This window comes from Rhodoluna sp., assembly GCF_024641065.1.
GTDB lineage: Bacteria > Actinomycetota > Actinomycetes > Actinomycetales > Microbacteriaceae > Rhodoluna.
The window spans coordinates 184,950-210,721 of record NZ_JAHEDV010000033.1 but is presented as its reverse complement, the minus strand read 5'-3'; the positions used below and the strand labels follow the sequence as shown (position 1 = coordinate 210,721).

The following is a 25,772-nucleotide window of genomic DNA, read 5'->3' as shown; positions in this document are numbered from 1 at the left end:
CCGATAGCCTGCTCTAATGAGTGATTTAAATGAAGTCGGCGAACGCGATAACTGGCGTTGCTGGCTGTGCGATGCAGCGGTTGACCCAGACTCTTCGGTGAATTCAGATCTTGGCCCAAGTGTCGACAGCTATGCGGCTGCCAAGGCCAAAAAAGGCTCGCCGGTAGTCGAGCGTTTGGCGCACCGAGCCTGCAACACCATGCGCGGCAAAATTGCTCCGGTCGTGCCTTGGTCTCCTGAACTTTTTGTTGCCGATCCAGCCCCGATTTTCGAGGCCGTGGAGCGCCTTTCGCGCAAAGGTGGCCGCGAAGTTGTAGGGCGCTGCCCAGGCGCTGATGACGCAGAGGCTGCATCCGTGTGGTTGCTAGATAGACTCTCTAGATTTGCCCCGGATGTTCGCTTCAGCACCCAAATTAATCCGGGCGGCGGTCAATATATGTTGGTCTTGAAGGCCGACTGACACAAAGCTTCTACACCCGGGAATAACCCCAAAAGCCGGCAAGTTTGGCTTATAAACCGTCTCAAACGACCAACTTAGGATTCAAATGTCAGAACCAGCAAAGTGCCCGTTTCCGGGAGTATCAGCAAACCAGGCGTCAGGAACCAGTGCCAATAACTGGTGGCCAAATCAGCTAACCGTCGATCCGCTTCTAACTCACTCAGAGAAGAGTGACCCAATGGGTGCCGAGTTCGACTATGCGGCCGAGTTCGAAACTATTGACCTGGCTCAGTTGAAGGCTGAAATTGTTGACTTGATGAAAGAATCCAAGGATTGGTGGCCGGCTGACTATGGCCACTATGGCCCATTCTTCATTCGCATGGCCTGGCACAGCGCCGGCACCTACCGCGTATCTGACGGTCGAGGCGGAGCAGGTCAGGGCCTACAGCGTTTCGCTCCATTGAACAGCTGGCCTGACAACGTAAATCTCGACAAGGCTCGTCGTTTGCTTTGGCCACTCAAGAAAAAGTATGGCAAGAAGATTTCTTGGGCCGACCTCATGATTTTGGCCGGAAACGTCGCTCTTGAAGACATGGGTCTAAAGACCTTTGGCTTTGCTGGTGGTCGCGCCGATGTTTGGGAGCCAGACAACACCTACTGGGGCAGTGAAACCGAATGGCTAGCAAACCAGCGTTACTCGGGCGAGCGTGACCTAGAGAACCCATTGGCCGCAGTTCAGATGGGTTTGATCTATGTAAACCCAGAGGGTCCAGATGGCAATCCAGATATCCTTGCTTCTGCAAAAGACATTCGCGAAACCTTCAAGCGCATGGCGATGAATGACGAAGAAACCGTTGCTCTGATTGCCGGTGGTCACACCTTTGGTAAGGCTCATGGCGCCGCTAACCCTGACGAGCACGTTGGCGCTGAGCCTGAGGGTGCTGCGCTTGAGCAAATGGGGCTCGGATGGGCTAACTCATTCGGCTCGGGTAATGGCGAGAGCACAATTTCTAGCGGTCTAGAAGGTGCTTGGACACCGACCCCAATCAACTGGGACAACTCATATTTCGAAACTCTATTTGGCTACGAATGGGTGCAGAGCAAGAGCCCTGCCGGCGCTATTCAATGGGTTCCGGCTGATGGTCAGGCAAGCGATGCTGTTCCAGACGCACACGATGCAACCAAGAAACATGCGCCGATCATGTTCACTTCTGACTTGGCTTTGCGATTCGACCCAGCTTATGAAGTCATCTCGCGCAAGTTCGCTGAAGACCAGGCTGCCTTTGCAGATGCATTCGCTCGCGCTTGGTTCAAGCTGACCCACCGTGACATGGGCCCTAAAGCTCGCTACCGTGGCTCAGAGGTTCCGGCTGAAGATTTGGTTTGGCAAGACCCAGTTCCGGCAGCAATACTGCCGGCTCTTAGCTCGGCCGACGCCGCCAAGTTGAAGGCAGCGATTCTTGAGTCGGGTTTGACCGTTTCACAGTTGGTATCGACTGCTTGGGCCTCAGCCTCAAGTTTTAGAAACACCGACAAGCGCGGTGGAGCCAATGGCGCACGCATTCGCCTAGAGCCGCAGCGCAGCTGGTTGGTGAACAGCCCTGACCAGTTAGAGGTTGTTCTCAACAAACTTGATGAAATCAGAGCCTCTGCCGATGTAGCTATTTCGACCGCCGACCTAATTGTGTTTGCGGGTTCGGTTGCAGTTGAAAAGGCTGCTGCCAACGCCGGCATCAAGACCTCGGTGCCATTTGTTGGCGGCAGAACTGATGCAACCCAAGAGCAGACTGACATTGAGTCGTTCAACTACCTAAAGCCTCTGGTTGATGTTTTCAGAAACTACGCCAGCAAGGGTCACGGGCCAATCGCTGACCGCTTCGTAGTTGAACGCGCAGCGCTATTGGGGCTTACCCCGGTGGAATTGACCGTCTTGGTTGGCGGTTTGCGCGTATTGGGTGCAAACACCAACGGTTCGAAGGTCGGCGTATTCACCGACAAAGTTGAGACGCTCTCAAACGACTTCTTTGTAAACCTCTTGGATGAAGACCACACTTGGCACGCACAATCTGAGGCAAACGAATTGTTTGATGCTCGTGATCGTGCCACCGGAGCAGTGAAGTTCACCGGCTCTCGCGCCGACCTAGTGTTTGGTTCAAACTCAGTTCTGCGCGCGTTGGCTGAGGTTTATGCCAGCGATGACGCCGGCGAGAAGTTTGTTGCAGACTTCATCGCAGCTTGGGTGAAGGTTATGAACGCAGACCGCTTCGACCTGAACTAGGTCAAACTTCAAAAAATGGAGGTCGCTTTGGCGGCCTCCATTTTTTTGTGAAAGCAATTATTTGCTGATGCGCCCAAAACCGAGTGCATAGAAAAGTGGTAGCACCGAGCCCCCGATTAGCCAGTAACTGAGGGTTTGATCCTGCCCGTTGATGAACAGGCCGCTGCCCATCAGCGTGGCAAAAATCAACCCTGCAGTAAGTCGACGAACACTCGAGTCGAGCACTCGCATCCGTGTTTCAAGTTCTGGGTTTCGAACCACAAGTTCGCCGCGATTTGCTCTGTTTGCTAGGTTGTCGAGAGTCTGCGGAAGCCTCGAGATTGTGGTCGCAAATTTGAGGAGGTCAGCGCCCAAGCGTTTAAGCGTGCTGGCGCCTGCGCCATTAAGCAGGCTGCGCGCAAACGGATCAAGGGCATCCCACATGTTGAAGTTTCGGTTGAGCGCGCTTGTGACTCCCGAAATCAGCGACAGCGCCCGAATCAAGAAGAGAAAATCATTTGGCAGTTGAAACGGCAAAGTGCGAATCAGCTCGCTGAATCTGAGTGCAAACTCTTTGAGTTCACGAGGGTCTGTCTGAATAAGTTCGCCAACAGCGACGCCACCGAACCGTTCGAAAAGTTCAGTAACAGCTTTTTCTAGAATGACTCGGTCGGCCGAAGGTAGCAGCACGCCAAGCTTTTCGCAGGCGTCAACCCAAGCGCGAGCATCTCGCGAAGCCACGGCAAAAAGAAAGCTCTGAAGGTCTGCGCGAAGCTTCTCGCTAACCTGCCCCATCATTCCGAAATCTATGAACGTGAGTGCAAAATCTACCTTCGAATCGGCAGGCTTTGGTGTGACAAAAATATTGCCCGGATGCGGGTCTGCGTGAAAAAAGCCGGTCACAAAGAACTGCTCGAAAGTTACTCTGGCCAGCTCTGCTGCTACGGCATTCGGATCGATTCCCGATTCGATGAGCGCCTCGATGTCTGAAATCTTGATTGAACTCACATCAGTAAGAGTTAGAACTCTGCGGGCGCTTCGTTCCCAAATGATTTCGGGAGTTGAAACTCGCTCGTCGCCAGCGAAATCTGCCGCAAATTGCTCAAGGTTGGCCGCTTCGTGCAGGTAATCAATTTCTTCAAGTGTGGTTGTGGCAAATTCTTCAACCAAAGCCGGGGCGTCTGTTCGTTTTGAAACGAGTTTCACTTTTGAAAGCCAAACTCCGATTTTTCGGAGAGCCCTGAGGTCTACTTCTACAATCTCTTCGATTCCGGGGCGCAGCACTTTGATGATTACAGAACTGTGGCCAAGGTCCTTGGCTAATCCAGGTGAGAGAGTTGCTCGGTATGCCTGACCGAGCGATGCAGCGGCAATTGGGTTCTGGTCGATGGATTCAAAGGCTGTGCTTACCGAAAGCCCAAGTTCCTCTTCAATTTGCTCAACAATTTTTTCAAAAGGCTCAGGTGCGACCTCATCTTGCAAACCGACCAGCTCATCGGTTACCTCTGCGGGTAAAACATCGAGTCGCGCAGATAGAAATTGACCCACCTTGACCATTAGGCCGCCAAGATCTGCAGCCAGCGCGTGAAATTTTCTGGCGAGTTTTTTGAGTCTTCGCCCCCGCCCCCGTGCCCCGAGTTTTGCCAGACCTATTTGAGGCAAGAAAAGCTCAAACCACCAGGTTTGCGCCAGAGCGAGTGAGGCGAATCGAAGAATACTTCGATATCGCGACTTTAGTTGTTTATTGCGTTTTGCAATTTTGTCGCTAGCAGGGCTCAACGCTTTACTTCTCTGCAAGAATCACGTGCAGGCGGTGACGGGCTTCTTCAAGAATCTCGGCGGCTTTCTTCTTCTGGTCTGAAGATGCGGTTTGGGCTATGTCGATGAGAACTGGGCCCAACTTTGATGCGGCAGAAATAAATGATGCATTGCAGGTTAGATCTGCCTTTGCGCCCATTGACTCAGTCTCGGTTGGAGGATTTTCCAGAGCAGCTGCCAGTGCCTTTTTTCCTGCTTTGGTGATTGCATAGGTTTTTCTGTCGCCATCGACCTGGGCCGTAACCAGCTTTGACTCAACAAGTTCATTCAGGGTTGAGTGAATCACGGCAGAACTTGGTGCCCACGAGCCAGCATTTGCAACGCCAATCGCAGCGCTGATCTGCATTGCGTTCTTAGTTTCGTGCTCAACGGTTGATAGTACTGCAGCTTTGATCGCATCTGAGTCTGGGGTTCTAGCGGCGCTTGGGTTTCTAAAGTCGCTGAAGCCACTGCGAACCGCAGCAATCACGTCACTTGCAATCGAGTTGAGATCAAAGTTTTTAGATGAAGTGCTCAATGTGTTCCTCCGATGACGGCCTATGCCTGCAAAGAAGTCAATCGGCAGAGCGGGTAAATCATTCCTAAGTGCCCAACAGCGACACCAACAACTTCAATACAGGTAGCAACAGAGCCTCCCTGAGGATCGCTAGTGGCTTTAGGCTCGAACCACTATGAAGAATGTGACTCTAAATAACGGTGTTGAAATGCCGATTCTAGGCTTTGGAGTTTTTCAAATTGCCGACCAAAAAGAATGTGAAGCCTCGGTTATCTCAGCCATTGAGACAGGTTATCGCTCTATTGACACCGCCGCCTCTTACATGAATGAACAGGCTGTCGGCTCTGCCATCAAGGCTGCTGGTGTTGCCCGAGAAGAACTCTTCATCACCACCAAACTTTGGATTCAAGATGCCAGTGAGCAGGGCGCGCTTCGTGCGTTCGAGAAGTCAATCGAGAAGCTTGGCGTTGACTACCTTGATCTGTACCTGATTCACCAGCCTTTTGGTGACGTTTACGGCGCCTGGCGGGCCATGGAGAAACTTTATAAAGAGGGGCGAATCCGTGCCATCGGGGTTTCAAACTTTTACCCTGACCGCTTGGTCGATTTCATCGTGCACAACGAAATTATTCCGGCTGTCAACCAGATTGAGACCCACCCGTTTTTTCAACGTGCCGATTACCAAATGCTAATGGCCGATCGTGGTGTGCAAATCGAGTCGTGGGCTCCTTTTGCAGAGGGTCGCAACGACCTATTCACCAACGAGCTGTTGACCGGAATTGCTGAAAAGCACGGCAAGTCGGTTGCTCAGGTGGTTTTGCGTTGGTTGGTTCAACGTGATGTCGTGGTTATTCCAAAATCTGTCAGACCCGATCGCATGGCCGAAAACTTAGATGTATTCAACTTTGAGCTAACTCTCGAAGATATGGCTGCAATCACAGCTTTGGACGGAGGCGAAAGCCTATTTTTCGACCACCGCACACCAGAATCAGCCGAGTGGTTGGGCACCCGCACCTTGGAGCTTTAGTTCTTCTACCAAATGTGTTTTTGTTTTCGGCACGTTAGGTTATTCCCATGGGGAAAAAATTTGAAGCGTGGTCAACAATCCGTGAAATTCTTGCGCGAGAAACAGAGTTTCGTCGGAGTGATACAAGCGAATTTGCACAACCTATTGAAGAGCCTTCGTCAGGAAAATTGAAAAACTCGAAAATCGGAAAAATGTATTTTCGAGTGACTTCCAAAATCGATGCACTAAGAATTGGAAAATTCCGATATGGGTGGATCATCAGGAGATCAGCTGGCTTTTTGCTCCTAATTGGCGGTTTTAGTTTGATGAACAACTTTATTGCCACGTTCGGCGAAACCCAGTTTGAGTACGCACTTACTCAGGAACAAAAGGACCAAGGGTACGAATACGTGTGTGTGTCACGAAAGTGCTCAAATACTGAAGACATCGCCTACCGTTTTTTTAATGAAGAAGAGGCAGCACTGGCTCCAAGGTGCGACAACGGAGTGACGTGTTCAGACATCAAGGTGATCCCCCTTAATGAAAGTTGCCCTGCGATAACCGTCAAAATTAACTACTTTGAAACGGACTCTTGGTTTGCAACACCTTCGGATAGCGTCACAAAGAAATTTGAGAATGTTGCCTCAGGTCTTTACTTGCTAGGTCATGAGTATGACTTGCGACTAGAAACGTCGACCACAAAGGCCAATTACGAAAGCATCGAAGATGCTTATTGCACCTACTAGCCTTTAGCCTCGTCGGTATTCATCCAGATCAGGTTCCATAGGTGCCCATCAAGGTCTTCGAAACCCCAGCTGAACATAAATCCGAGGACTTCTGGTTCGTTCACGGCACGTGCGCCAAGTTTGATGGCTTTGCCGGTGATCTCCATAACCTGCTTCTGAGAGTCGCAGCCAAAGCTCAGAATCACTTCGCTTGATTTTGAATCTGCGATTGGTTTGTCGATCAGGCTCAGGTACTTTTTGTGTTCGCCGAGCATCACATAAATTGATTCACTCAACACCATGCAGCAAGTCTGGTCATCTGAGAAATCAGGATTGAATTTGAAACCCAAAGCGGTGAAAAAGTCGATTGACCGGTTCACGTTTTCCACTGGAAGAGTGATGAAGACTGAATTAAACATGCATTCAGTGTAGGCATCGGATGCCCGTCTGCAATTGCTTGGTGCGCAAAATTGAAATGCAAAAGCCCCAACCAGTTTTCTTTACTTGGCAGGGGCTTCGGTCTAGGCGTCAACATTACCGACACCGCTATTTGACCTCGCGGAGAATATGGGATTCGAACCCATGAGGGCTTGCACCCAACACGCTTTCCAAGCGTGCGCCATAGGCCACTAGGCGAATTCTCCTGGATATTGCTTTGTTGCTCGTGGATGAGTTTATCGACACCAGTGGTGGCTTCACTCAGCACGTCGGCAGATTGCGATAACGTCGCAATCCTTGAAACCGCCGCGCTCGGAGTTCTCTAGGCGAATTCTCCTGGATGTTGCTTTATTGCTCGTGGACGAGTTTAGTCGCTCCTCAGAATCCCAGCACATTCAGATGAACTTTCACCAACGAGCCAGCCTTGAGATTATTCTTTTTGCGTACCTCTGCTTTTAGCGGCAAATCAAATAGCCCAGATTTTGAATCTGGAAAAATCGAAGTGCGCCAAACTGTGCTGCCGATGGTGGCCTCTACCTTGAGGGAACCCCATCCATTAGTCAGGCCTTCAGAAATCTCCTTGATTTCATCCGAGAGTTCTTTCGGCACACTCACTAGATAAATGCTCGGATTATTCACCCAGCGGTGCATAGTGCCAGAAAATTCGATGTCCATTTGAGTGAGGTAGGCACAGCATCCGTGGTTATTTTTTGCCAGAACCCGGCAGAGGCTTGGTTGCGCCGCTGATGGCAGCTGTGACCAACATCATCGCCAGTGGAATTCCAAATGCAACATAAATGCCCATTGCTTCACCTAGTGCGCCAAGTGCTGGCCCAATCGTGATGCCAGACAAATAGACGATGCTGATGATCATGTTGATGCGTGCTGAAGCCATCGCAGGCTCATCGCCCATTGCAGCGACCGACATAGGGAACCCGACTGCCATGCCAAGGCCCCACAGCACCAAGCCGAGGTATGGCATGTTGATGATGTCGCCACCCATGAAAACCAGGATGCCCGCTGCGGTGAAAATTGCCGACCAGAGAATAGACAGGTGGCGTCCGATTCGGTCAACCACAACGCCGCCCAGCAGGCGACCCAGCGTGATGACGATCCAGAAAATGCCGAAGGCAAATGCAGCCTCGGCTCCGGTGAAACCGGCTTGCGTAAGTGCAATCGGAACCCAGGTTCCGGCAGAGCCTTCAGCCATGATGAATGAGAAGCCGATAACCGCAATTAGCAGGCTGCGCTTTTCGAACCAAACCTTGATTGAGTTTTCTCGGTTTATTTTCTTGGCAGCGGCTGTGACAACAACGCGCTCGTGCTTCGAGAATGTGAACCCGGCCAAAATCGAAAGAACGCCGATAAACACGCCAACCATCGCAAACGATGCCTCGAGCGAAACTCCGCTATTGATCAACCAGCCCGCCAGCGTTGCACCGAGCAACATACCAACACCAAATGAGCCATGGATGACCGGAAATATTGAGCGCTTGGATGCGTTGTCGACCGCAGAACCCTCGATGTTTCCGACGAAGTCGCTTATTGCCATCGGGAGGCCAACCAGGAACAGCATCGCTGATGACATCAAAACATCACCGGCTGCAACCGCGGGGCCAAGAGCAATAAAAGCTATACCAGCCAGAGAGTAAGTAGCGGCGTTAATGATTCGTGAACCGAACCGATTCACTAGCCAGCTAGAAAAAAGAATGCCAGCCAAGCCACCGGCGGGGTAGAGCATGCTTAGCATGCCCATTTCGGCGGTGTTGAGGTGCAATGCATCTTGAACTTCAGGGCCGCGGCTCACAAAAGTTGAATACAAAAGTGCACGGGTGAAAAAGATTGCAGAGGTACCTGCAAACCACAAGCCAATTCGTCGTTGTTTGGTCATTTGCTAAGGCTAACAAACCCATTCGACCGATTGGTATGCCGGGCTTGATTGGCAATTTACTGGCGGCTATAGAAACGCTAAACTGTTCAAGGACTCCCCGTGCGGCGTCACCTCGGCCAACTCCCCCAGGATCGAAAGATAGCAAGGGTAACTGGGCTCTGATGGGTGTGCGGGGAGTCTTTTTTATTCGAGCAAGTTGTCAGTTAGGAAGGCTAGTCTTAACAAGTGGTTACCGCTCTTTATCGTCGTTATCGACCTGAATCATTCGCCGAACTAATCGGGCAATCTCAGGTGACTGCTCCGCTGATGACCGCTCTAAGAACAGACCGAGTCAATCACGCCTATCTCTTTTCTGGCCCTCGCGGCTGTGGCAAAACCACCTCGGCCCGAATTTTGGCCCGCTGTTTGAACTGTGCTGAAGGCCCGACTGACACGCCATGCGGCAAGTGCCCGAGCTGTGTTGAGCTTTCACGTGATGGTGCCGGATCACTAGATGTTGTCGAAATCGACGCCGCTTCACATAACGGTGTTGACGATGCCCGCGACCTCAGAGAGCGTGCAATTTTTGCACCAGCTCGCGACCGCTTCAAGATTTTCATCCTTGACGAGGCCCATATGGTTACCCCGCAGGGCTTTAACGCTTTGCTCAAGATTGTTGAAGAGCCACCTGCCCACGTTAAGTTCATTTTTGCCACCACTGAACCTGACAAAGTTATTGGCACTATCCGTTCACGCACCCACCACTATCCGTTCCGTTTGGTGCCACCAGCGCAGATGCTTGAATACCTTGAGCAACTATGTGTTTCAGAGGGCGTTGACGTAGCACCGGGTGTTCTTTCGCTGGTTGTTAAATCGGGTGGCGGTTCAGTTCGTGACTCATTGTCATTGCTCGACCAATTGATTGCTGGTTCTGAAGGCGAAGCTGGCGCGAAACCGAAAGTTGAATACGAGCGCGCTGCTGCACTTTTGGGCTTCACCCACTCATCTCTTCTCGACGAAGTTGTTGATGCGTTTGCAGCTAAGAACAGCGCGGATGTCTTCGCGGCCGTTGACAAAGTAATTCAGACCGGTCAAGACCCTCGACGTTTTGTTGAAGACTTGCTCGAGCACCTTCGCGACCTGATTGTGATTCTTTCGGTGGGCGACGGTGCCAAAGCAGTTCTTCGCGGAATCGCTGACGACGAATTCGACAAAATGGGCACTCAGGCTGCACGCTTTGGAATCTCTGAGTTGACTTACGCAGCTGAGACTGTGAACCATGCACTAACCGAAATGTCTGGTGCAACTTCGCCAAAGCTGCACCTAGAACTTATGTGTGCCAAGGTTTTGGTGCCTTCGAGCGACCAAACCGAAGTTGGTTCACTAGCTCGCATTGAACGCCTCGAACGAAGAATCGGAATGGGTGGGGCAGCACCTGCAACAGCCCCGACTGTTCCTGCCAGTTCGCCTGCTGCTGCACCCGTTGCCAATGCACCGGCACCCGCTGCGGCATCCGAAGTGCCAGCGCAGCCAGTTGCCACAGAATCTCCTGCAGCCCAACCAGCTGCTTTTGGTGCTGTGACCACAGCTCAGTTCCGTGACTCATGGCCAAACATTTTGACCAAGGTGAATAAGGCATCTAAAGCAGCCTGGATGGTTGCCTTTGCCCTTACCGTGGTCGACTTCAGCGATGACGTTTTGACTCTCTTGTTCCAGAGCCAAAAAGATCTTGACTCGTTCAAGAACTCAAGCGGAGCAAGCGACACCTTGCGTTCAGCAATCCTCGATGTCTTGGGAGTTCAGGTTAAGTTCCGTGCACAGATTGCAGAGCAGGCCGCTGCACCTGCTCCTGCTGCAGAACCTGCGCCAGTTGTGAAAGAGGCGCCAGTGGTTCGCAAGATTGATCAACTTGCGCCACCAGCAGAAGCCACCGAGCCAGAGTCAGCTGAAGCCCCGGCCGAAGAGCCAGTGAAATCGCGCAATTCTTCGCTGGTTGATGAGTCAGCTCGCTATGGCGAATCGTTATTGCGCGAGATGCTCGGCGCTGAGCCAATCATCGATAAAAACGGCGGCAAATAATGTACGAAGGTGTAGTTCAAGAACTCATCGACGAGCTTGGCCGTTTGCCTGGAGTTGGCCCAAAGTCAGCCCAGCGAATTGCCTTCTATTTACTGCAGGCTGAAGACGACCAGCCACAAAAATTGGCCCAGGTTTTGCTCGAGGTTAAAGAGCGAGTGCGTTTTTGCGAAATTTGTGGCAACGTAACCGAAGAAACTCAGTGCAACATTTGCCGCGATGCTCGCCGAAATCGCACCACCATCTGTGTGGTTGAAGAATCCAAAGATGTGCAGGCAATCGAGCGCACCCGTGAGTTCCGGGGGCTTTATCACGTGCTCGGGGGAGCGATTAGTCCGATTGAAGGTATCGGCCCTGACCAGTTGCGCATCAAAGAATTGATGTCAAGGTTGAGCGACACCGCTATTCAAGAGATCATCATTGCGACCGACCCAAACCTTGAGGGTGAGGCAACGGCAACCTACCTAACTCGAATGCTCAGCCCACTCGGAATCACAATTTCTAGATTGGCTTCAGGTTTGCCAGTTGGCGGCGACCTCGAATATGCAGATGAAGTAACTCTTGGGCGTGCCTTCGAAGGTCGAAGAACCGTCAACTAGTTCGCACAGGCTCAATGAGCTGACGCTCATTTCGGGTAGAAGAACCGTCAGTTAAATTCACCAAACCAATCGCTGATTTTTTCTTTTCAGCGGTCCGCAAGTCCGCTAGAATTGGGACTTCGTGGCGTATTTCGCTTCACTTCACCCCCTAAATTCAGGAGACCAATTTTGGCCCTTATCGTGCAGAAGTTTGGCGGTTCATCTGTTGGAGATGCCGACAAGATTAAGCATGTTGCAGCACGCGTTATTGAAACCCAAAAAGCTGGCAACCAGGTTGTAGTTGTTGTTTCAGCGATGGGTGACACCACCGACGAGCTGCTCGATCTAGCCAATTCGGTTTCAGCCGACCCACACGAGAGCCCACGTGAGCTCGACATGCTGCTTACCTCTGGTGAGCGCATCTCGATGGCCTTGCTGGCAATCGCAATCAACTCGTTGGGTGGCAAATCACAATCTTTCACCGGTTCGCAGGCTGGTATTGCCACCGATGCTGTTCACGGTAACGCCCGCATTGCTGGGGTAACACCAGAGCGCATCCGTGCCTCAGTCGAAGCCGGAAACATCGCTATCGTCGCTGGTTTTCAGGGCTTCAACCCAGAAACTCGCGACATCACCACTCTTGGTCGCGGTGGCTCAGACACCACTGCTGTTGCTCTAGCCGCTGGCCTCAAAGCCGATGTTTGTGAAATTTATTCAGACGTCGATGGCGTTTACACCTCAGACCCACGCGTGGTTAAGGGTGCTAAAAAACTCGATGCAATCGACATCGAATCAATGCTTGAGCTAGCAGCAGCTGGCGCAAAGATCCTCCACATCCGTGCGGTTGAATTTGCTCGTCGTCACAACGTTGACCTTCGAGTTCGCTCAACATTCAGCACCGACCCGGGAACAATCGTTTACTCACAAAAAGCAGGAGAAGCCATGGAAGAGTCAGTCGTATCAGGTGTAGCAATCGACAAGGGCCAGACCAAGATTATGGTTATCGGCATTCCAGATGTTCCAGGCAAGGCAGCAGAGCTTTTCAAGATTGTCGCTGACGCTGGCGCGAACATCGACATGATTGTTCAGAACACTCCGACTGGCTCAGACGTTACCGACGCAGTTAGCGATATCGGTTTCACCCTGCCAAAGTCTGACACCAAGAAGGTCGCAGCAGCACTTGAGGCCGCCAAGGCTGACCTAGGTTTTCGCGTGGTCGAGGTTGACGAAGAAATCGGCAAACTTTCAGTAGTTGGTGCGGGCATGCGCACCCACTCTGGCGTTTCAGCAACCTTGTTCGCTGCTCTGGCCAAGGCTGGAATCAACATCGAGATGATTTCGACTTCTGAGATTCGCATCTCGGTCATCACCAGCGACGACCAGGTTGACGACGCTGCTCGTGCGGTTCACACCGCATTCGGCCTCGACAGCGAAATCGAAGCTGTTGTCTACGCCGGCACTGGCCGCTAATTCACCCAGCTAAATCACAAACTTTCAAACATCCAAGTCAGGAGACCAACATGGCTAAGCCAAATCTCGCTCTCGTAGGTGCAACCGGTGCAGTAGGTACCGTAATGATCGGCATCATCAACAGCCGCCCAAACATTTGGGGCGAAATTCGTTTGATCGCAAGTGCCCGCTCAGCTGGCAAGAAGATCACCGTGCACGGCGAAGAGCTAACCGTTGTTGCTCTTTCTCCTGAGGCTTTCGACGGCATCGACATCGCTATGTTCGACGTGCCTGACGAGGTTTCTGAGGTTTGGGCTCCGATTGCTGCAGAACGCGGCGCGGTTGCAGTCGACAACTCGGGTGCATTCCGCATGGATGCTGACGTGCCATTGGTAGTTCCTGAGGTAAACCCAGAGCAGGCTAAGAACCGCCCTCGCGGAATCATCTCGAACCCAAACTGCACCACTTTGACCATGATGGCTGCGATGGGTGCGCTTCACGAAAAGTGGACCTTGAAAGAACTAGTTGTTTCTAGCTACCAGGCTGTTTCTGGTGCTGGCGCTGCCGGCATCGAAGAGCTTGCTGCTGAGACCGCGATTGTTGGCAAGGATGCAACTCTTGGTACCAACACCGGTGACGTAAAGGCTGCCCTTGCTGCTGCAGGTAACGACCTTTCAAACTCACCGTGGGCTCACCCAATCGCACTAAACGTGATTCCTTTTGCCGGATCACTGAAGGCTGGCGGCCACACCTCAGAAGAGCTAAAGGTTCGCGACGAGTCACGCAAGATTCTAGGCATCAGCGACCTAAAGGTTGCTGCAAGCTGTGTTCGTGTGCCAGTTCAGGTTGCTCACTCGCTAACTGTTCACGCCACCTTTGCAAACCCACTCACCGCAGATGAAGTTCGCGAAGTTCTAAACGCACAGCCAACCGTTGAGGTAGTTGACGACCCAGCCAACCACCAGTACCCAACCCCAGCAATGGTTGTTGGTCAAGACCCAACCTTCGTTGGCCGCATTCGTCAGTCTCTCGACTTTCCGAACAGCGTTGAACTATTTGTGGTTGGCGACAACCTTCGCAAGGGTGCAGCATTGAACACTTATGAAATCGCCGAGCTTGTAGCTCGCGAGTTCTAATAAATTCTTGTTACGCCTCACTGTGTCGAGCCTGCCTAGCGGCTTGCTAGTCGATAATCTGTGAACATGTCACGCATTGCTGCATTGTTTATCGGCCTTGGCCTAGTCCTCTCGGTCGCAGGTTGCGCTGCCCCAGGTGTTGCTCAACCTACTGGTGAACCAACCGGCGCTGTGACGCCAACTCCTAATCAGTCACTCGTGCCTAGCCCGGCTCCCGTTGACGTAATCGCCGTTGACCCAGTCACCTATGACGATGGTTTTGGTGACTATGTGTTCAAGGTCGGCGATGGCCCAACCGCTTGCTCAATCAGCACAATGAGTAACTTTGTTCTGTGTGAGCAGAACGAGGCTGCCGCTGTTTACCAGCCCGTGCCGGTTCCAGATACCTGTGAATACAGCTATGGATATCAGGTTCGTCTATGGGGAGCACAACCAGAGACCGGCGAGATCGCAGAATTTGCATGCTCTGGCGGCCCATATGCAGATGCTGCCAACGCTCAAATTCTTGCCACGGGGCAAAGCATTAGCGTTGCTGGCTTCACCTGTTTTGTTGAAAACATCACCGCCAGATGCGAGAACTCGACCGGCCAGTGGATCGCACTAGGCCCAGAAGTTTGGTCACTAAACAACTAGTGGCGTCAGCATGAAAATCAAGTTTCCGTCGCGTCGAGCTGATGGTCGCCCGAAGGTAAGCATCCGTGTAGTTGTCGGTGCTGGCCTAGTGCTTGCCGGAATAGCAACGGCCGCATGGGGTTATTGGGGAACCTCGGCCCAAGACAACATTCTTGCTGGTGAACAGCAGCAGACCGCACAAACTTATGTTCAGCCATCGGCCACTGCAAAGGCAGAGCAAAAGTTTGTTGACCCAGATGATGCAAACACACTTGCCGATATTTTTGGCCGAATCTACATTCCTCGCATCGATGAAAAGTATGTGCGACTTGTTGCCGAAGGCACCCGCTGGCACCCGGTTTTGAACGAAATCGGAATCGGTCACTACACCAAGACTCAAATGCCAGGCGAGGTTGGCAATTTTGCGGTTGCTGCACACCGTGGTGGCTTCGGTGGCGCGTTTAGAGACATTCACCGCATTAAGGCTGGCGATCACGTTTATGTCGAGACTTCTGAAGCTTGGTATGACTACGAATATCGTCAAACCGTAATCGTAAAACCCGAACAAATCCATGTGATCAATAAGGTTCCGGTAGGCATGGATGGCGCTCACGAGGGCGGCAAATACATGACTTTGACCAGTTGTGAACCTATTTATGTCAACACTGAGCGCATCATCGTTTGGCTCGAGCTTGTTGACACCCGCTCAAAAAACGAGGGTCCGTTCAAAGAGATTAGCTGGGCCAAGTAGCCAGCTGCCTATGTCTTAGGCCGCGACTAGTGTTAGCAGTCTGACTTCAGGCCGACAGGCAAATCGCACCGGAGCAAAAATCGAGTGGCCTAGGCCAGCAACCACATTCAAAATCAGTGACTTGCCGTTGAAAGTCCAGGCGCTCAATCCCTTAGCATTACGTGCCGGTAGGTCGCAGTTCGTGACTATGGCTCCGTATCCTGGGATACAAACCTGCCCGCCATGAGTGTGCCCAGCGAAAAGCAGTTTTACATCCTGGTTGGCCATAGCCTCAATAACTCGCATGTAGGGAGCATGGCTCACCCCAATCAACAGCTGGGCATCAGCAACCTTCTTGCGCTGGTCATCGAGTGCGACCAGGTCGTCGAGTTCGTCATGGGCGTCGTCAACACCCAAGAATCCGAGTTTCACGCCATTGATCGTTAGGGCACCCTCATGGTTGTTGAGGTTCTTCCAGCCAGCGGCCTGAAAAGATCCGACCAGTCTTGCAGTGTCTAGAGCCGGGCCTTCGCTTCTTTCAGATGGCTTGGCCAGGTAACCCAGCGGGTTTCGCAAAACTGGGGCGTAGTAATCATTCGAGCCGTTGACAAAAACACCCGGAACCTCGAGCAGTGGTTTTAGTGCCGATAGCACAGGGGCGATTGCCTTCAAGTGGCCCAGATTGTCGCCAGTATTGACCACGAGGTCTGGCTTTAGGTCACCAAGCGAACGAACGAATCGCTGTTTTCGTTTTTGCCAAGGCGCCATGTGAATATCGCCAATGTGCAATACCCGGATGTCTGGGCTGCCTGCCGGAAGCACTGCGATTGTCTCGCGACGAATCGAATAAAGGTGCCGTTCAATAGCAATGCCCCAGATGGCCGCACAAAGAGCGAGGCCACCTAGGGCAAGCAAAATTTCCATGCGTTTTAGTTATTTGGTGGGCCGAGGCTAATTATCAGCAGAATTGCACCATTCTTTACGGCGGCACTTCCGCCGGCTGGGTTGGTGCCAACAACTAGTCCGGCGGCAATCGTGGTTGAGTGCACAAAGTACTGAGTTTGTGAAGGCTGCGGTTCAGCAACTGAGGCAAATCCGGCAGCCAATAGGGTTGCTCGCGCGCTAGCTACATCCATGCCGGCAACGCGAGGAACAACCGAACGGTCACCCGAGCTCACATAGATCTTGATCTGGCTTCCGCGTGGAACGGTAACGCCAGCCGCAGGGATTGTGCGAACCACGGTTCCAGCAGGTAGAGCCGAACTGATTTGAGCTTCGATGATCTTTGCGTTCAGGTCTGAGGCATTAATCAGCTCTTCAGCAGCAGTTGGGTCTTGGCCCTTGGTGTCAGGAATCACGATTTCTGTAGCAGCAATCATGCTCGCCGGTGGAGACTGAAGAGCCTCGCCTGGGTAGAGCTTGTTGATGGTCTGCATTGTGGTTCGCCAAATGTCGTGACGCACGGTGTTGGCGGCTTTGCCATTTAGGCGAATTGAACTCAACGACTTGTTTCCTGAAACGTTTCCAACCCAGGTAGCGGTTCCAACCTTCGATGAGAAACCAGTCATCCAGGTGTGAACACCTGAGTCAGTGGTTCCGGTTTTACCGGCGAGTGGAGTGCCATCGCCGGTTCCTGAGGCACCACCGGTACCGCCAGAGATTACTCGTTGCATGGCGTAGGTCATACCCGCTGCAACTTCTGGGCTCACTGCCTGCTGGCAGCTGGTGGTCGGAATCTTGAGCTCTGCGCCTGTTGCGCGAACAATCACTTTGTCGATGCCAACTGGTGAGCAATACATGCCCTTGTTGGCGATGCCGGCCATAGCCGCTGCCATTGCAAGGGGGGCAACTTCGTTAACACCGATCACCGATGATGGCACATACTGAAGTTCAGTGCCGTCAGCGCGGTGAACACCGAAGCGCATCGCGGTGTCACGAATGTCACAGAGGTCTAGTTGGCTGGCCATGTCGACGTAGGCGGTGTTTACCGACATAGACGTCGCAGCGACCACGGTGAGGTCTTCTGGCTCTTTCACGATGTTGTTGGGCTTCCAGGTGCCGCCAACGCCACCACAGCGGGCTGAGAAGTCTCCGGGGCCCCATTCCTTCACTCGGCCATCAACGTGGTCAAGCAATTTGTAGCCTGCGGTCAACCAGGTAGCAAGAGTGAAGACCTTGTAAGTCGAACCAGTCTGAAAGCCCGATGAGCCTCCGTAGTCTTTGTCAGTTGCATAGTTGACCGAGGTGTGGCCAATTTCTTCGCTCTGGGTCTGGTCAAAGATTCGGTTCTCGGCCATAGCCAAAATTCGACCGGTACCAGCTTCAACCGAGACGGTCGCTGAACCAATCTTGTTCGGGTTGTCAGAAGGCGCCCACTTCATGGTTGCCTTGTGAGCCGCAGCCTGAGCATCGATGTCTAGGGTGGTGTAGATCTGAAGGCCACCGCGGCGAAGCAAGTTCTCGCGGTCTTCAGGAGTTGAGCCAAATTCTGGGTTGTTTCGAACAGTCCAAACCACATAGTCGCAGAAGAAAGCGGTGGTCTGGTTTGCCTCACAGCCGCTCGGTGTGTGAGTTAGGTTGACGGTAATTGGGGTTGCCTTAGCCTCGTCAGCCTGTTTCTGAGTGATGTAACCCTCAGAGCGCATGTTGTCGATTACGTAGTCACGACGACCCTTAGCGCGCGGAAGGTTGCTTTCTTCATCTGGCTTGTAGTCGTTCGGTGACTTCAGCATGCCGGCCAAAAGTGCAGCCTGTGGAATGTCTAGATCTTTGGCGCTAACACCGAAGTAGTAGTTTGAAGCAGCTTCGATTCCGTTGATCTGGTTACCAAAGAATGAAAGGTTCAAATAACCAGCAAGGATGTCTTTTTTGTTGCTCTCACCCTCGAGGGCAATTGCCATGCGAATTTCGCGAAACTTGCGAATGATTCCTTGGATGCCACCAGATGCGGTTGCATCGGCAATTGCCTGCTTGTCGCCGGCCAGGTTGGCAGCCTCAACCAAAGAGTTCTTCACGTACTGCATGGTGATGGTCGAACCACCAGGGCCGTTTCCGAGGCTTACGGCGCTAGTTGCTGTCGCGCGAAGGAACGAGATCCAGTCGACACCACCGTGCTCAAAAAAACGAGGGTCTTCGGTAGCCACAACAGCGTTGCGGATGTTCACCGACATGTCATCGTAAGGAACCGAGATTCGGTTCTCGTGATAGAAAGTGGCAACCTCAACCGGCTTGCCATCCTTGTTCGCAAAAAGCGTTGAAGCTTGTGAGCCGTTGACAGGCTTGATGTAGGCAGGAAGCCCTTCAAAAATGGCTAGACCGGTGTTGGCGGCGACGCCACCGAGAAGACCAGCGGGGGCCAAAGCTGCTACCGCTAAAACACCGGCTAGAGCTGAAAGGCCGATGAATTTTGCGACACCAGTCTTGAAAGTTTCGGGCTTGTTCTTTGAACCAGACATAAACTCAAGGTTACCTGACAACACCTGAGAGGAACCTGTAAATGTTGAAGTGGGAGTACATTACAACCCCGTTGCTACTGCACAAAGAGACCGCGATTTTGAATACCTGGGGCTCTGAAGGATGGGAGCTCGTGCAGATTATGGACAACAAAATGGGCGGTAACGTAGCCTTTTTCAAGCGTCCAATCAAGGAGTAATCACGATGTCAAAAATTGAAGCCCGTTTGATCGAACTCGGCTACCCGCTGCCAGCTGTGGCAATGCCGGTCGCTGCTTATATCCCTTCGGTTGTCACAGGTAATCTTTGTTTCACCTCAGGCCAGTTGCCGTTCGTTGATGGCAAGCTTCCAGCAAGCGGCAAGGTTGGCGAAACTGCTGGTCTAGTTAGCCCGGCTGATGCCAAAGATTTGGCTCGTCAATGCGCCTTGAACGCGCTCGCAGCATTGAAACTTTCAATTGGCGACCTCGACCGCGTAAAGCGAATCGTCAAGGTTGTTGGTTTCGTAGCATCGGTTCCCGAATTCACTGGTCAGCCAGGCGTAATCAATGGAGCGAGCGAATTCTTGGGCGAGGTGTTTGGCGATGCCGGCATCCACGCTCGATCAGCAGTCGGTGTTCCGGTATTGCCTCTTGATTCAGCAGTTGAGGTTGAGCTCATCGCTGAATTCGAGTGAATTTCAAGCTTTAAAAGCGAACCCCCAGCACAGAGAGAGCGTGCTGGGGGTTCGACATTTATTTTAGGGGCTAGTCGCTAGCTCCACCGGCGATTTTTCCGCTGATGATGTCCATCACCGAAGTGTCAGCCAGGGTTGTTACATCTCCTACCGGGCGGTCTTCTGCAACGTCTCGCAGCAGTCGACGCATGATTTTGCCCGAACGAGTCTTTGGCAATTCGCTAACCACCATGATGGTGCGCGGTCTCGCGATAGGGCCAATTTCTTTGGTTACGTGATCGCGCAAAATCTTGCTCACGTCGGCATCTGAGCCAGCGTTTTCGAGTTGGTTGCGACGAAGAATCACAAAGGCAACTACTGCCTGACCGGTGGTTTCATCCTTGGCGCCAACCACTGCGGCTTCGGCCACGTAGGGGTGCGAGACCAAAGCTGATTCAATTTCAGCGGTCGAGAGTCGGTGGCCAGAAACGTTCATCACATCGTCTACGCGACCAAGAAGCCAAACATTGCCCTCTTCGTCAAATTTTGCGCCGTCACCAGCAAAATAAATGTTCTTGAACTTTGACCAATAGGTCTCTTTGTAGCGGTCAGGGTCGCCCCAGATTCCGCGCAGCATCGAAGGCCAAGGCTCGGTGATGGTCAATAGACCTGGCTCTTCGCGCCCGAGCACATTGCCCCCATCATCCAAGATTTTCATCTCAATGCCCGGCAAAGCGATTTGCGCTGAACCCGGCTTCAGGGTTGTAATTCCAGGTAGCGGCGAAATCATGATTGCGCCAGTCTCGGTTTGCCACCAGGTATCAACAATTGGGGCGTGGCCGCCGCCGATGATGTTGCGGTACCACATCCATGCCTCTGGGTTGATTGGTTCACCAACCGAACCTAGAACTCGGATACTCGACAAATCGTATTCTTTAGGAATTTGACTACCGAGCTTCATGAAACTGCGAATAGCCGTTGGTGCGGTGTAAAGAATCGAAACGCCGTATTTCTGAACGATGCTCCACCAGCGGCCCCAATCAGGGGTCTCGGGGGTTCCTTCGTAAATAACTTGCGATGCACCATTTGCTAGCGGCCCATAGGCAACATAGCTGTGGCCGGTGATCCAGCCGATGTCGGCGGTGCACCAGTAGACGTCGGTGTCTGCATGAAGGTCAAAGACATTCTTGTGAGTGTAGGCAACCTGGGTTAGGTAGCCACCGGTGGTGTGAAGAATGCCCTTCGGTTTGCCGGTGGTGCCCGAGGTGTAAAGAATGAAGAGCGGGTGCTCAGCGTTGAACCCCTGGGCTGCATGGTCGTTGCTTGCCGAAGCTAGCGCGGTGCCCCAGTCAATGTCGCGGCCTTCAACCCAGCCAACTTCTTGGCCGGTTCGTTTGACTACCAAGACATTCTTCACGGATGGGCATTTGCCTCCATCCAGGGCCATGTCAACGGCTGGCTTGAGAGCGCTAGCGCGGCCCTTGCGGTAACCACCATCTGCGGTAATCACCAGAGTGGCTTGGGCGTCTTCGATGCGGGTGTGCAGAGATTCTGCTGAGAAGCCACCAAAAATCACCGAGTGAACAGCACCGATGCGGGCAACTGCCTGCATGGCAACAATTGCTTCAGGGATCATCGGCATGTAAATCGCGACTCGGTCGCCAGGCTTCACTCCGAGGCCAATCAGAACGTTTGCGGCTCGCTTGACCTCATCAGTCAACTCGGCATAGGTGATTTCGCGGTTGTCGCCAGGTTCGCCCTCGAAAAACAGCGCGACTCGGTCGCCGTTGCCTGCTTCGACGTGACGATCAAGGCAGTTGTAAGAAATATTTATTTCACCGTCGTGAAACCAACGTGCGAATGGAGGGTTGGTCCAGTCGAGGGTTTGGGTGAAGGGTTTGTGCCAGTGAAGCTGATTTGCTTGGTCGGCCCAGAAGCCTAGGCGGTCTGCCTTTGCCTGTTCGTAAATCGCTGGTTGTGCAATTGCATTCTTTGAAAATTCAGCGGTTGGTGCAAAGTGGCGGTTCTCTTGGTGCAGTGGTTCAATCCATGAATCGGCAGACATCTTTGTCCTTCGTTTGCGAATAACTTGTCGCAATCTTGCCATAAAAAAATGATTTTCTAGTTTCGGGGAATAAATATTCGTAAAACCGCATTATTATTTCTTTGTTAGCACTTGTTGTTAACCTGCGATACCGATTCCCCCAATCTGGTATCGCCTGGCCCCAGGCTCTCCCCCCAGAGCTTGGGGCCCCCTAATTTAACAGGGCTTTTGAGCCCGAGGTTCTCCACAGATTTGAACCAGCTGAGCACGGATGTTTGTTGCTCGAAGATGCTTTGAGCATGATTTCTAACACTTTGGGAACAAAAATCGCTGGTCTGGTCAGTGAGTCGGGTGTTAGCGATGTATTGATAAATGGCTATTCGCAGGTGTGGGCCCAAATTGGTGATGGCTCACTGCGCCCGCTCGATAGCCCATTTGAATCTGAGGCTGAAATTGCCGAGATCGCTCAGGGTTTGATTTCAGCTGGCGGCCGAAGGCTCGATCAATCGAATCCATTCGCCGATGTCGCGATCGGCGGCTTTAGGGTGCATGTAGCGCTGGCATCTGGGTGTTCGCGAAAAACCTACATTTCGATCCGCAGTCACAATGGCCGCCTCTTTGGTTTGGCTCAGCTCGCAGGGTTGGGCATGTTTGACCAACTGGGTTGTCACGATGCTGCGCTGAGTTTTTTGCAGGGCGTGGTTCGCCGGCGTGAAAATTTCTTGATATCTGGGCCAACGGGCGGCGGCAAAACTTCGCTGCTGAGGGCAATGCTGGCAGAGTGCTCGAGTGACCGAGTCATAGCTGTCGAAGACGTTGCCGAGTTGGCAATTGAATCGCCTACTTTTGTTGCATTGCAAACCCGTGAACCAAATATTGAGGGCAAGGGTGAAATCGGGCTAGGGCGACTGGTTCGCGAGGCGCTGCGAATGCGCCCTGATCGACTTGCTGTTGGCGAGATTCGAGGGGCCGAGCTGATGGTGATTCTTCAGGCATTGAATACTGGGCATCGAGGGGCCGGGGCAACCATCCATGCAAATTCAATCGAGTCAACGGTTACACGGCTAGAGATGATTGCCTTCGCCGAAGGTATGTCCGCACAGCAATTGGCCAATGCGGCCAGTGCCGCGTTCAACTGGGTTCTTTATGTAGAAGGTAAGAAACTTGTCGCTGTCGGGCGGCTTTGTCTGTCTGGTTCCGGCCTCCAAGTGCAACCGGTGTCAATTGATTAGCGGCCTTATACAGTCAGAAACGCATGATGCCAAGCCTGATTTGGTTGAGTTGCTAATGCAACTTTCTGGCCTGTTATCAGCTGGAATCTCGTCGCAAAATGCCATGGGTTACCTTCAGGCAAAGTTTGATGAACTAACCGCAGAGCAATCGGCCAAGTTTTATGGAGTCTGGAATCTGGCAAACCGGCTTGGCGGTTCAGTGCTGTCAGCAATCGAGCGACAGATTCAGATTCTCAAGCAGGCGAACTTGCACCAGCGCGAGATTGAGCTGGCACTTTCTGCCCCAAGAGCTACGGCCAAGCTTGTAATGGGTCTACCCGTTCTAGCGCTATTGCTTGCGCAGTTTTCAGGCTTAAGCCCGCTGCCATCAATATTTCAATCGCCCATTGGCTTCATAGCATTCGCACTCGGGATTGCACTCATGCTTATCGGCCGCATCTGGTCTGATTCCATGGTCAACAAAGCGCAGCCCAACAAAAGTGACCCTGCTGCAGGTTTCGACGAACTTGTAATTGCTTTGGATGCCGGCCTAAACACCAATCAGGCAATAACCGAAGTCGGATTCGATCGATCTCAGATTGCTGAAGTGCTCAATATTTCAGTGGCTACTGGCGCTTCGCTGGCCAGTCTCCTGGTTTCTGAGGCGACAAGGTTGCGCCAAGCCAACTGGCATGAAGATTCGACCAAGATCAGCAAATTGTCAGTGAATCTCATGATTCCTCTAGGGCTCACCAGTCTGCCGGCATTCGTGCTGATTGCCTTGGTGCCGGTAGCCATCGGGTTGATGGCTAATTAGCCCACTAAAAACAGAGATAAATAAAGGAGCACAGGTGAATAGTGTCAAAAGTATGAAATTGGGTGGAAAGCTGCGTAATTGGTTCGCAGACGAAACCGGAGCGGCGACCGCAGAATATGCGATTGCAACCATGGCCGCTGTTGGTTTTGCAGGACTACTGGTGGTAATTATGCGCAGCGATGAGGTTCGAACAATCCTGTTTGATCTGGTTAGAAGCGCACTAAGCTTCGCTAATCCAAATGATGCGCCAGCAGGCTAGTCAAAACAACGAACTTGGTTCGATAACCGCTGAGTTTGCACTGACATTGCCAGCGATAGCCCTGGTGCTGTCAATCACGTTGGGTGCAACTTCTCTGCAGTTGCAGCGGTTAGAACTAATTTCGCTGGCTGCAAGCACATCAAGGGCTCTGGCGCGCGGCGAGAAGGTCGAATTCGTAGAGACGCTGAAAAGCCAATTTGGTTCGGGGTTCGATATCGCTTCGGATGTTTCAGAAGACCTAATTTGTGCCAAGGCATCGAAGACAGCAACCCTGGGTTCGTTGCCGGGGTTCAGCTTTGTTCTGGCTGAGAGAGAGTGCTCGAGAAAGCCTGGTCTATGAAGGCTGAATCTGGCTCAGGAACAATTCTCGCCATTGCGCTCATGACAGCTTCACTCGGTGTGTTCGCGCTGACACAATCGATTGTTCTCGCCGAAATAGAGCATCATCGACTGAATGTGCGAGTCGAGGCAATTGCGCTCGCCGCAGCAGATTCACTTCGAGGGTTGACTACTGGATATCCGTGTGAAGTTGCGGGCAAGATGGCTAAACGCTTCGAGATAAGCCTCGATAAGTGCCGAGTTGAGGCCTTTGAAGTTGAGGTTGAGTCTCATAAAGAGGTGCTGGGCATCCGGCTTATTTCGAAAGCTCGGGCAGGTGCTAGCGCTCTATAGAAACTTGCGCATCTTTACTGACTCAGATCCATAGCCCTCGACCGGGCCGTAAAGAGTCTCGAAACCACGTGACTCCCAGAAAGGCTTGGCGTCTTGCACGGCTACCAGGGTGAGGCTTTGAGCATCCATGGCCTCAGCTTTTTCAAAAAGATGCTGAACGATGTGTGAGCCAATGCCTCGTCCGCGGTGCGAAGAATCAACTGAAACATCGTGAACATAAAGTGTGTCAATGATTGGAGAGTGATCGGCAAGATCAAAATTTAGCGGGATGTTCTCAGAAGCACCCCAAGGAAAAGCCAAGGCGTAGCCAACCAACTTGCCATCTTCATAAGCACCGATAGAAGTGCCGGGTGAGTACTCAATTTTCGAAAGGATAGTTTCTTCAGACTCTTGGTAGCGAGGCTCGTAGGCGGATTCTTGAATGCGAAGAATTTCGCTCATCGCCTCTGCTTCAAGCGGCTTGAAAACTATGGTCATTAGCCCTTTGTCAATCGTTTGTATTCTTTGCGGTACTCACCGCGGTGTGCAATTGGGTACCAGTCTGGGTGAAGCTTCAGAAACTCTCGAACAGCCGGGCGCTCTGAAGTCTCCATCGCAAAGTAGATCCAAGACTCAAGCATATCTTTAGGTAGAAGGTCGCGCTGTTGACAGGTGTTGTCAATCACGTTCATCGCGATGTCGATGATGGCGTGAACTTTGGCGCCTTCTTCGGTGGTGGCCTTTGGCAGCTTTTTGTCTCCATATAGGTATGGTCTGGCAAAGTGGTTTTCAATCAAAAGCTTGTCGACACCCACCTGCATGGCAACGATGGCTTGGTATGACTGCGATTTCATTGAACGGCTCAGAGCACGACTCTGCCAAATAAGAAAGCCGATTGTAATTGCGGTCAATACTGCACCGAATGCCTGGGATACTTGCGAAATTTGTCCCCAGTCGATGTCTGGCGCATCCGCCGAGTTTGCCGTTGCGGTTTGAACGATGTTGATAGTTGAATAAAACATTTCTAGCCCCCTAATGCTTGATAAGTTCCAC

The 25,772-nt window shown here is 52.2% G+C and carries 26 protein-coding genes, 1 tRNA gene, 1 other RNA gene and 1 pseudogene; 18 read left to right on the top strand and 11 right to left on the bottom strand.

Annotation, left to right across the window (positions count from 1 at the left end; all coding sequences use genetic code 11):
- Nucleotides 1-16: 16 nt before the first annotated feature.
- Both Q0L26_RS06985 and katG read left to right on the top strand, forming a co-directional pair.
- Nucleotides 17-460, top strand: a complete 444-nt coding sequence (locus Q0L26_RS06985) for a hypothetical protein (protein ID WP_296649191.1) — start codon at nt 17-19, stop codon at nt 458-460.
- Nucleotides 461-545: 85 nt separating this feature from the next.
- Entirely contained in the window at nt 546-2,717 is a 2,172-nt protein-coding gene (katG, locus tag Q0L26_RS06980; RefSeq protein WP_296649189.1) for a catalase/peroxidase HPI, read from the top strand.
- A gap of 57 nt (nt 2,718-2,774) precedes the next feature.
- On the opposite strand, the gene Q0L26_RS06975 is transcribed toward katG, so the two are convergent.
- Complete coding sequence (locus tag Q0L26_RS06975) at nt 2,775-4,475, bottom strand: AarF/UbiB family protein (protein WP_296649187.1); 1,701 nt, start codon at nt 4,473-4,475, stop codon at nt 2,775-2,777.
- A gap of 4 nt (nt 4,476-4,479) precedes the next feature.
- Nucleotides 4,480-5,031 carry a helix-turn-helix transcriptional regulator gene (locus tag Q0L26_RS06970; RefSeq protein WP_296649185.1) on the bottom strand — a complete coding sequence of 184 codons (552 nt, stop codon included), beginning with the start codon at nt 5,029-5,031 and terminating at the stop codon, nt 4,480-4,482.
- A gap of 154 nt (nt 5,032-5,185) precedes the next feature.
- Between Q0L26_RS06970 and Q0L26_RS06965 the strand changes: the two genes are divergently transcribed.
- Both Q0L26_RS06965 and Q0L26_RS06960 read left to right on the top strand, forming a co-directional pair.
- On the top strand, nt 5,186-6,037 hold the full coding sequence (locus Q0L26_RS06965) for an aldo/keto reductase (protein WP_296649183.1): 852 nt from the start codon (nt 5,186-5,188) through the stop codon (nt 6,035-6,037).
- A 47-nt stretch (nt 6,038-6,084) separates the two neighbouring features.
- Nucleotides 6,085-6,762 (top strand): hypothetical protein, encoded by a 678-nt coding sequence (locus Q0L26_RS06960; RefSeq protein ID WP_296649182.1) that lies wholly within the window; start codon nt 6,085-6,087, stop codon nt 6,760-6,762.
- On the opposite strand, the gene Q0L26_RS06955 is transcribed toward Q0L26_RS06960, so the two are convergent.
- The 4 genes from Q0L26_RS06955 to Q0L26_RS06940 all read right to left on the bottom strand — a co-directional run bounded on the left by Q0L26_RS06955 (nt 6,759) and on the right by Q0L26_RS06940 (nt 9,070).
- The gene (locus tag Q0L26_RS06955) at nt 6,759-7,160 is read right to left on the bottom strand and encodes a glyoxalase (protein WP_296649180.1); all 402 of its coding nucleotides are present in this window, start codon (nt 7,158-7,160) and stop codon (nt 6,759-6,761) included. The genes Q0L26_RS06960 and Q0L26_RS06955 overlap by 4 nt on opposite strands.
- 140 nt (nt 7,161-7,300) lie before the next feature.
- Nucleotides 7,301-7,385: transfer RNA gene (locus Q0L26_RS06950), tRNA-Ser, on the bottom strand.
- Nucleotides 7,386-7,557: 172 nt separating this feature from the next.
- Entirely contained in the window at nt 7,558-7,854 is a 297-nt protein-coding gene (locus Q0L26_RS06945; protein WP_296649176.1) for a DUF1905 domain-containing protein, read from the bottom strand.
- Nucleotides 7,855-7,882: 28 nt separating this feature from the next.
- Nucleotides 7,883-9,070: an MFS transporter gene (locus tag Q0L26_RS06940; RefSeq protein WP_296649174.1), complete on the bottom strand. Its 1,188-nt coding sequence runs from the start codon at nt 9,068-9,070 to the stop codon at nt 7,883-7,885.
- An 88-nt stretch (nt 9,071-9,158) separates the two neighbouring features.
- On the opposite strand from Q0L26_RS06940, the gene ffs reads away from it, so the two are divergent.
- The 7 genes and pseudogenes from ffs (at nt 9,159) to Q0L26_RS06905 (ending at nt 15,651) form a co-directional block, all read left to right on the top strand.
- Nucleotides 9,159-9,255: signal recognition particle sRNA small type (gene ffs, locus Q0L26_RS06935), an RNA gene on the top strand.
- Nucleotides 9,256-9,295: 40 nt separating this feature from the next.
- A pseudogene (locus Q0L26_RS06930) lies at nt 9,296-10,870 on the top strand (DNA polymerase III subunit gamma and tau); the annotation flags it as partial.
- A 257-nt stretch (nt 10,871-11,127) separates the two neighbouring features.
- Nucleotides 11,128-11,724, top strand: coding sequence for a recombination mediator RecR (recR, locus tag Q0L26_RS06925; RefSeq protein ID WP_296649170.1), 597 nt, complete (start codon nt 11,128-11,130; stop codon nt 11,722-11,724).
- A 168-nt stretch (nt 11,725-11,892) separates the two neighbouring features.
- A complete protein-coding gene (locus Q0L26_RS06920; protein WP_296649167.1) occupies nt 11,893-13,173 on the top strand; it encodes an aspartate kinase in 1,281 nt (426 codons plus the stop codon).
- A 50-nt stretch (nt 13,174-13,223) separates the two neighbouring features.
- Nucleotides 13,224-14,288, top strand: coding sequence for an aspartate-semialdehyde dehydrogenase (locus Q0L26_RS06915; protein WP_296649166.1), 1,065 nt, complete (start codon nt 13,224-13,226; stop codon nt 14,286-14,288).
- A 66-nt stretch (nt 14,289-14,354) separates the two neighbouring features.
- Nucleotides 14,355-14,921 (top strand): hypothetical protein, encoded by a 567-nt coding sequence (locus Q0L26_RS06910; protein ID WP_296649164.1) that lies wholly within the window; start codon nt 14,355-14,357, stop codon nt 14,919-14,921.
- Between the two features lie 10 nt (nt 14,922-14,931).
- Complete coding sequence (locus tag Q0L26_RS06905) at nt 14,932-15,651, top strand: class E sortase (RefSeq protein ID WP_296649161.1); 720 nt, start codon at nt 14,932-14,934, stop codon at nt 15,649-15,651.
- A gap of 15 nt (nt 15,652-15,666) precedes the next feature.
- Here Q0L26_RS06905 and Q0L26_RS06900 read toward each other — a convergent pair whose 3' ends face one another.
- Both Q0L26_RS06900 and Q0L26_RS06895 read right to left on the bottom strand, forming a co-directional pair.
- Nucleotides 15,667-16,554: a metallophosphoesterase gene (locus tag Q0L26_RS06900; RefSeq protein ID WP_296649159.1), complete on the bottom strand. Its 888-nt coding sequence runs from the start codon at nt 16,552-16,554 to the stop codon at nt 15,667-15,669.
- Between the two features lie 5 nt (nt 16,555-16,559).
- Nucleotides 16,560-19,085 carry a transglycosylase domain-containing protein gene (locus Q0L26_RS06895; RefSeq protein ID WP_296649156.1) on the bottom strand — a complete coding sequence of 842 codons (2,526 nt, stop codon included), beginning with the start codon at nt 19,083-19,085 and terminating at the stop codon, nt 16,560-16,562.
- A gap of 41 nt (nt 19,086-19,126) precedes the next feature.
- On the opposite strand from Q0L26_RS06895, the gene Q0L26_RS06890 reads away from it, so the two are divergent.
- Both Q0L26_RS06890 and Q0L26_RS06885 read left to right on the top strand, forming a co-directional pair.
- Nucleotides 19,127-19,282 carry a DUF4177 domain-containing protein gene (locus Q0L26_RS06890; RefSeq protein WP_296649154.1) on the top strand — a complete coding sequence of 52 codons (156 nt, stop codon included), beginning with the start codon at nt 19,127-19,129 and terminating at the stop codon, nt 19,280-19,282.
- Between the two features lie 5 nt (nt 19,283-19,287).
- The gene (locus Q0L26_RS06885; RefSeq protein WP_296649151.1) at nt 19,288-19,758 is read left to right on the top strand and encodes a RidA family protein; all 471 of its coding nucleotides are present in this window, start codon (nt 19,288-19,290) and stop codon (nt 19,756-19,758) included.
- 70 nt (nt 19,759-19,828) lie between these two features.
- On the opposite strand, the gene acs is transcribed toward Q0L26_RS06885, so the two are convergent.
- Nucleotides 19,829-21,802, bottom strand: a complete 1,974-nt coding sequence (acs, locus tag Q0L26_RS06880) for an acetate--CoA ligase (protein WP_296649149.1) — start codon at nt 21,800-21,802, stop codon at nt 19,829-19,831.
- Nucleotides 21,803-22,080: 278 nt separating this feature from the next.
- Here acs and Q0L26_RS06875 point away from each other — a divergent pair, with 278 nt between their 5' ends.
- Genes Q0L26_RS06875 through Q0L26_RS06855 form a run of 5 tightly spaced genes read left to right on the top strand, consistent with a single transcriptional unit; the run spans nt 22,081 to nt 24,740 of the window.
- On the top strand, nt 22,081-23,013 hold the full coding sequence (locus Q0L26_RS06875) for an ATPase, T2SS/T4P/T4SS family (RefSeq protein WP_296649147.1): 933 nt from the start codon (nt 22,081-22,083) through the stop codon (nt 23,011-23,013).
- 55 nt (nt 23,014-23,068) lie between these two features.
- Entirely contained in the window at nt 23,069-23,809 is a 741-nt protein-coding gene (locus tag Q0L26_RS06870) for a hypothetical protein (protein WP_296649146.1), read from the top strand.
- A gap of 52 nt (nt 23,810-23,861) precedes the next feature.
- On the top strand, nt 23,862-24,068 hold the full coding sequence (locus Q0L26_RS06865; RefSeq protein WP_296649144.1) for a DUF4244 domain-containing protein: 207 nt from the start codon (nt 23,862-23,864) through the stop codon (nt 24,066-24,068).
- The gene (locus Q0L26_RS06860; RefSeq protein ID WP_296649142.1) at nt 24,049-24,408 is read left to right on the top strand and encodes a hypothetical protein; all 360 of its coding nucleotides are present in this window, start codon (nt 24,049-24,051) and stop codon (nt 24,406-24,408) included. Before Q0L26_RS06865 ends, Q0L26_RS06860 begins: the two co-directional genes overlap by 20 nt.
- Nucleotides 24,405-24,740, top strand: coding sequence for an Rv3654c family TadE-like protein (locus Q0L26_RS06855; RefSeq protein ID WP_296649139.1), 336 nt, complete (start codon nt 24,405-24,407; stop codon nt 24,738-24,740). The genes Q0L26_RS06860 and Q0L26_RS06855 overlap by 4 nt, the downstream gene beginning before the upstream one ends.
- Here the strand turns inward: Q0L26_RS06855 and Q0L26_RS06850 are convergent.
- Together Q0L26_RS06850 and Q0L26_RS06845 are read right to left on the bottom strand one after the other, a co-directional pair.
- Nucleotides 24,735-25,217: a GNAT family N-acetyltransferase gene (locus Q0L26_RS06850; protein ID WP_296649137.1), complete on the bottom strand. Its 483-nt coding sequence runs from the start codon at nt 25,215-25,217 to the stop codon at nt 24,735-24,737. The two genes, Q0L26_RS06855 and Q0L26_RS06850, sit on opposite strands and share 6 nt — an antisense overlap.
- A complete protein-coding gene (locus tag Q0L26_RS06845) occupies nt 25,217-25,741 on the bottom strand; it encodes a hypothetical protein (RefSeq protein ID WP_296649134.1) in 525 nt (174 codons plus the stop codon). The genes Q0L26_RS06850 and Q0L26_RS06845 overlap by 1 nt, the downstream gene beginning before the upstream one ends.
- Nucleotides 25,742-25,772 lie beyond the last annotated feature (31 nt).

Excerpts from the sequence above, each read along its gene's own strand:
- Q0L26_RS06855 (WP_296649139.1), top strand. The coding sequence starts at position 24,405 with ATGAAGGCTGAATCTGGCTCAGGAACAATTCTCGCCATTGCGCTCATG.
- Q0L26_RS06900 (WP_296649159.1), bottom strand. The coding sequence starts at position 16,554 with ATGGAAATTTTGCTTGCCCTAGGTGGCCTCGCTCTTTGTGCGGCCATC.
- Q0L26_RS06945 (WP_296649176.1), bottom strand. The coding sequence starts at position 7,854 with ATGGACATCGAATTTTCTGGCACTATGCACCGCTGGGTGAATAATCCG.
- Q0L26_RS06895 (WP_296649156.1), bottom strand. The coding sequence starts at position 19,085 with ATGTCTGGTTCAAAGAACAAGCCCGAAACTTTCAAGACTGGTGTCGCA.
- Q0L26_RS06960 (WP_296649182.1), top strand. The coding sequence starts at position 6,085 with ATGGGGAAAAAATTTGAAGCGTGGTCAACAATCCGTGAAATTCTTGCG.
- Q0L26_RS06940 (WP_296649174.1), bottom strand. The coding sequence starts at position 9,070 with ATGACCAAACAACGACGAATTGGCTTGTGGTTTGCAGGTACCTCTGCA.
- Q0L26_RS06850 (WP_296649137.1), bottom strand. The coding sequence starts at position 25,217 with ATGACCATAGTTTTCAAGCCGCTTGAAGCAGAGGCGATGAGCGAAATT.
- Q0L26_RS06910 (WP_296649164.1), top strand. The coding sequence starts at position 14,355 with ATGTCACGCATTGCTGCATTGTTTATCGGCCTTGGCCTAGTCCTCTCG.
- Q0L26_RS06860 (WP_296649142.1), top strand. The coding sequence starts at position 24,049 with ATGATGCGCCAGCAGGCTAGTCAAAACAACGAACTTGGTTCGATAACC.
- Q0L26_RS06955 (WP_296649180.1), bottom strand. The coding sequence starts at position 7,160 with ATGTTTAATTCAGTCTTCATCACTCTTCCAGTGGAAAACGTGAACCGG.
- Q0L26_RS06890 (WP_296649154.1), top strand. The coding sequence starts at position 19,127 with ATGTTGAAGTGGGAGTACATTACAACCCCGTTGCTACTGCACAAAGAG.
- acs (WP_296649149.1), bottom strand. The coding sequence starts at position 21,802 with ATGTCTGCCGATTCATGGATTGAACCACTGCACCAAGAGAACCGCCAC.
- Q0L26_RS06865 (WP_296649144.1), top strand. The coding sequence starts at position 23,862 with ATGAAATTGGGTGGAAAGCTGCGTAATTGGTTCGCAGACGAAACCGGA.
- Q0L26_RS06985 (WP_296649191.1), top strand. The coding sequence starts at position 17 with ATGAGTGATTTAAATGAAGTCGGCGAACGCGATAACTGGCGTTGCTGG.
- Q0L26_RS06875 (WP_296649147.1), top strand. The coding sequence starts at position 22,081 with ATGATTTCTAACACTTTGGGAACAAAAATCGCTGGTCTGGTCAGTGAG.
- Q0L26_RS06915 (WP_296649166.1), top strand. The coding sequence starts at position 13,224 with ATGGCTAAGCCAAATCTCGCTCTCGTAGGTGCAACCGGTGCAGTAGGT.
- Q0L26_RS06965 (WP_296649183.1), top strand. The coding sequence starts at position 5,186 with ATGAAGAATGTGACTCTAAATAACGGTGTTGAAATGCCGATTCTAGGC.
- recR (WP_296649170.1), top strand. The coding sequence starts at position 11,128 with ATGTACGAAGGTGTAGTTCAAGAACTCATCGACGAGCTTGGCCGTTTG.
- katG (WP_296649189.1), top strand. The coding sequence starts at position 546 with ATGTCAGAACCAGCAAAGTGCCCGTTTCCGGGAGTATCAGCAAACCAG.
- Q0L26_RS06870 (WP_296649146.1), top strand. The coding sequence starts at position 23,069 with ATGCAACTTTCTGGCCTGTTATCAGCTGGAATCTCGTCGCAAAATGCC.
- Q0L26_RS06845 (WP_296649134.1), bottom strand. The coding sequence starts at position 25,741 with ATGTTTTATTCAACTATCAACATCGTTCAAACCGCAACGGCAAACTCG.
- Q0L26_RS06905 (WP_296649161.1), top strand. The coding sequence starts at position 14,932 with ATGAAAATCAAGTTTCCGTCGCGTCGAGCTGATGGTCGCCCGAAGGTA.
- Q0L26_RS06885 (WP_296649151.1), top strand. The coding sequence starts at position 19,288 with ATGTCAAAAATTGAAGCCCGTTTGATCGAACTCGGCTACCCGCTGCCA.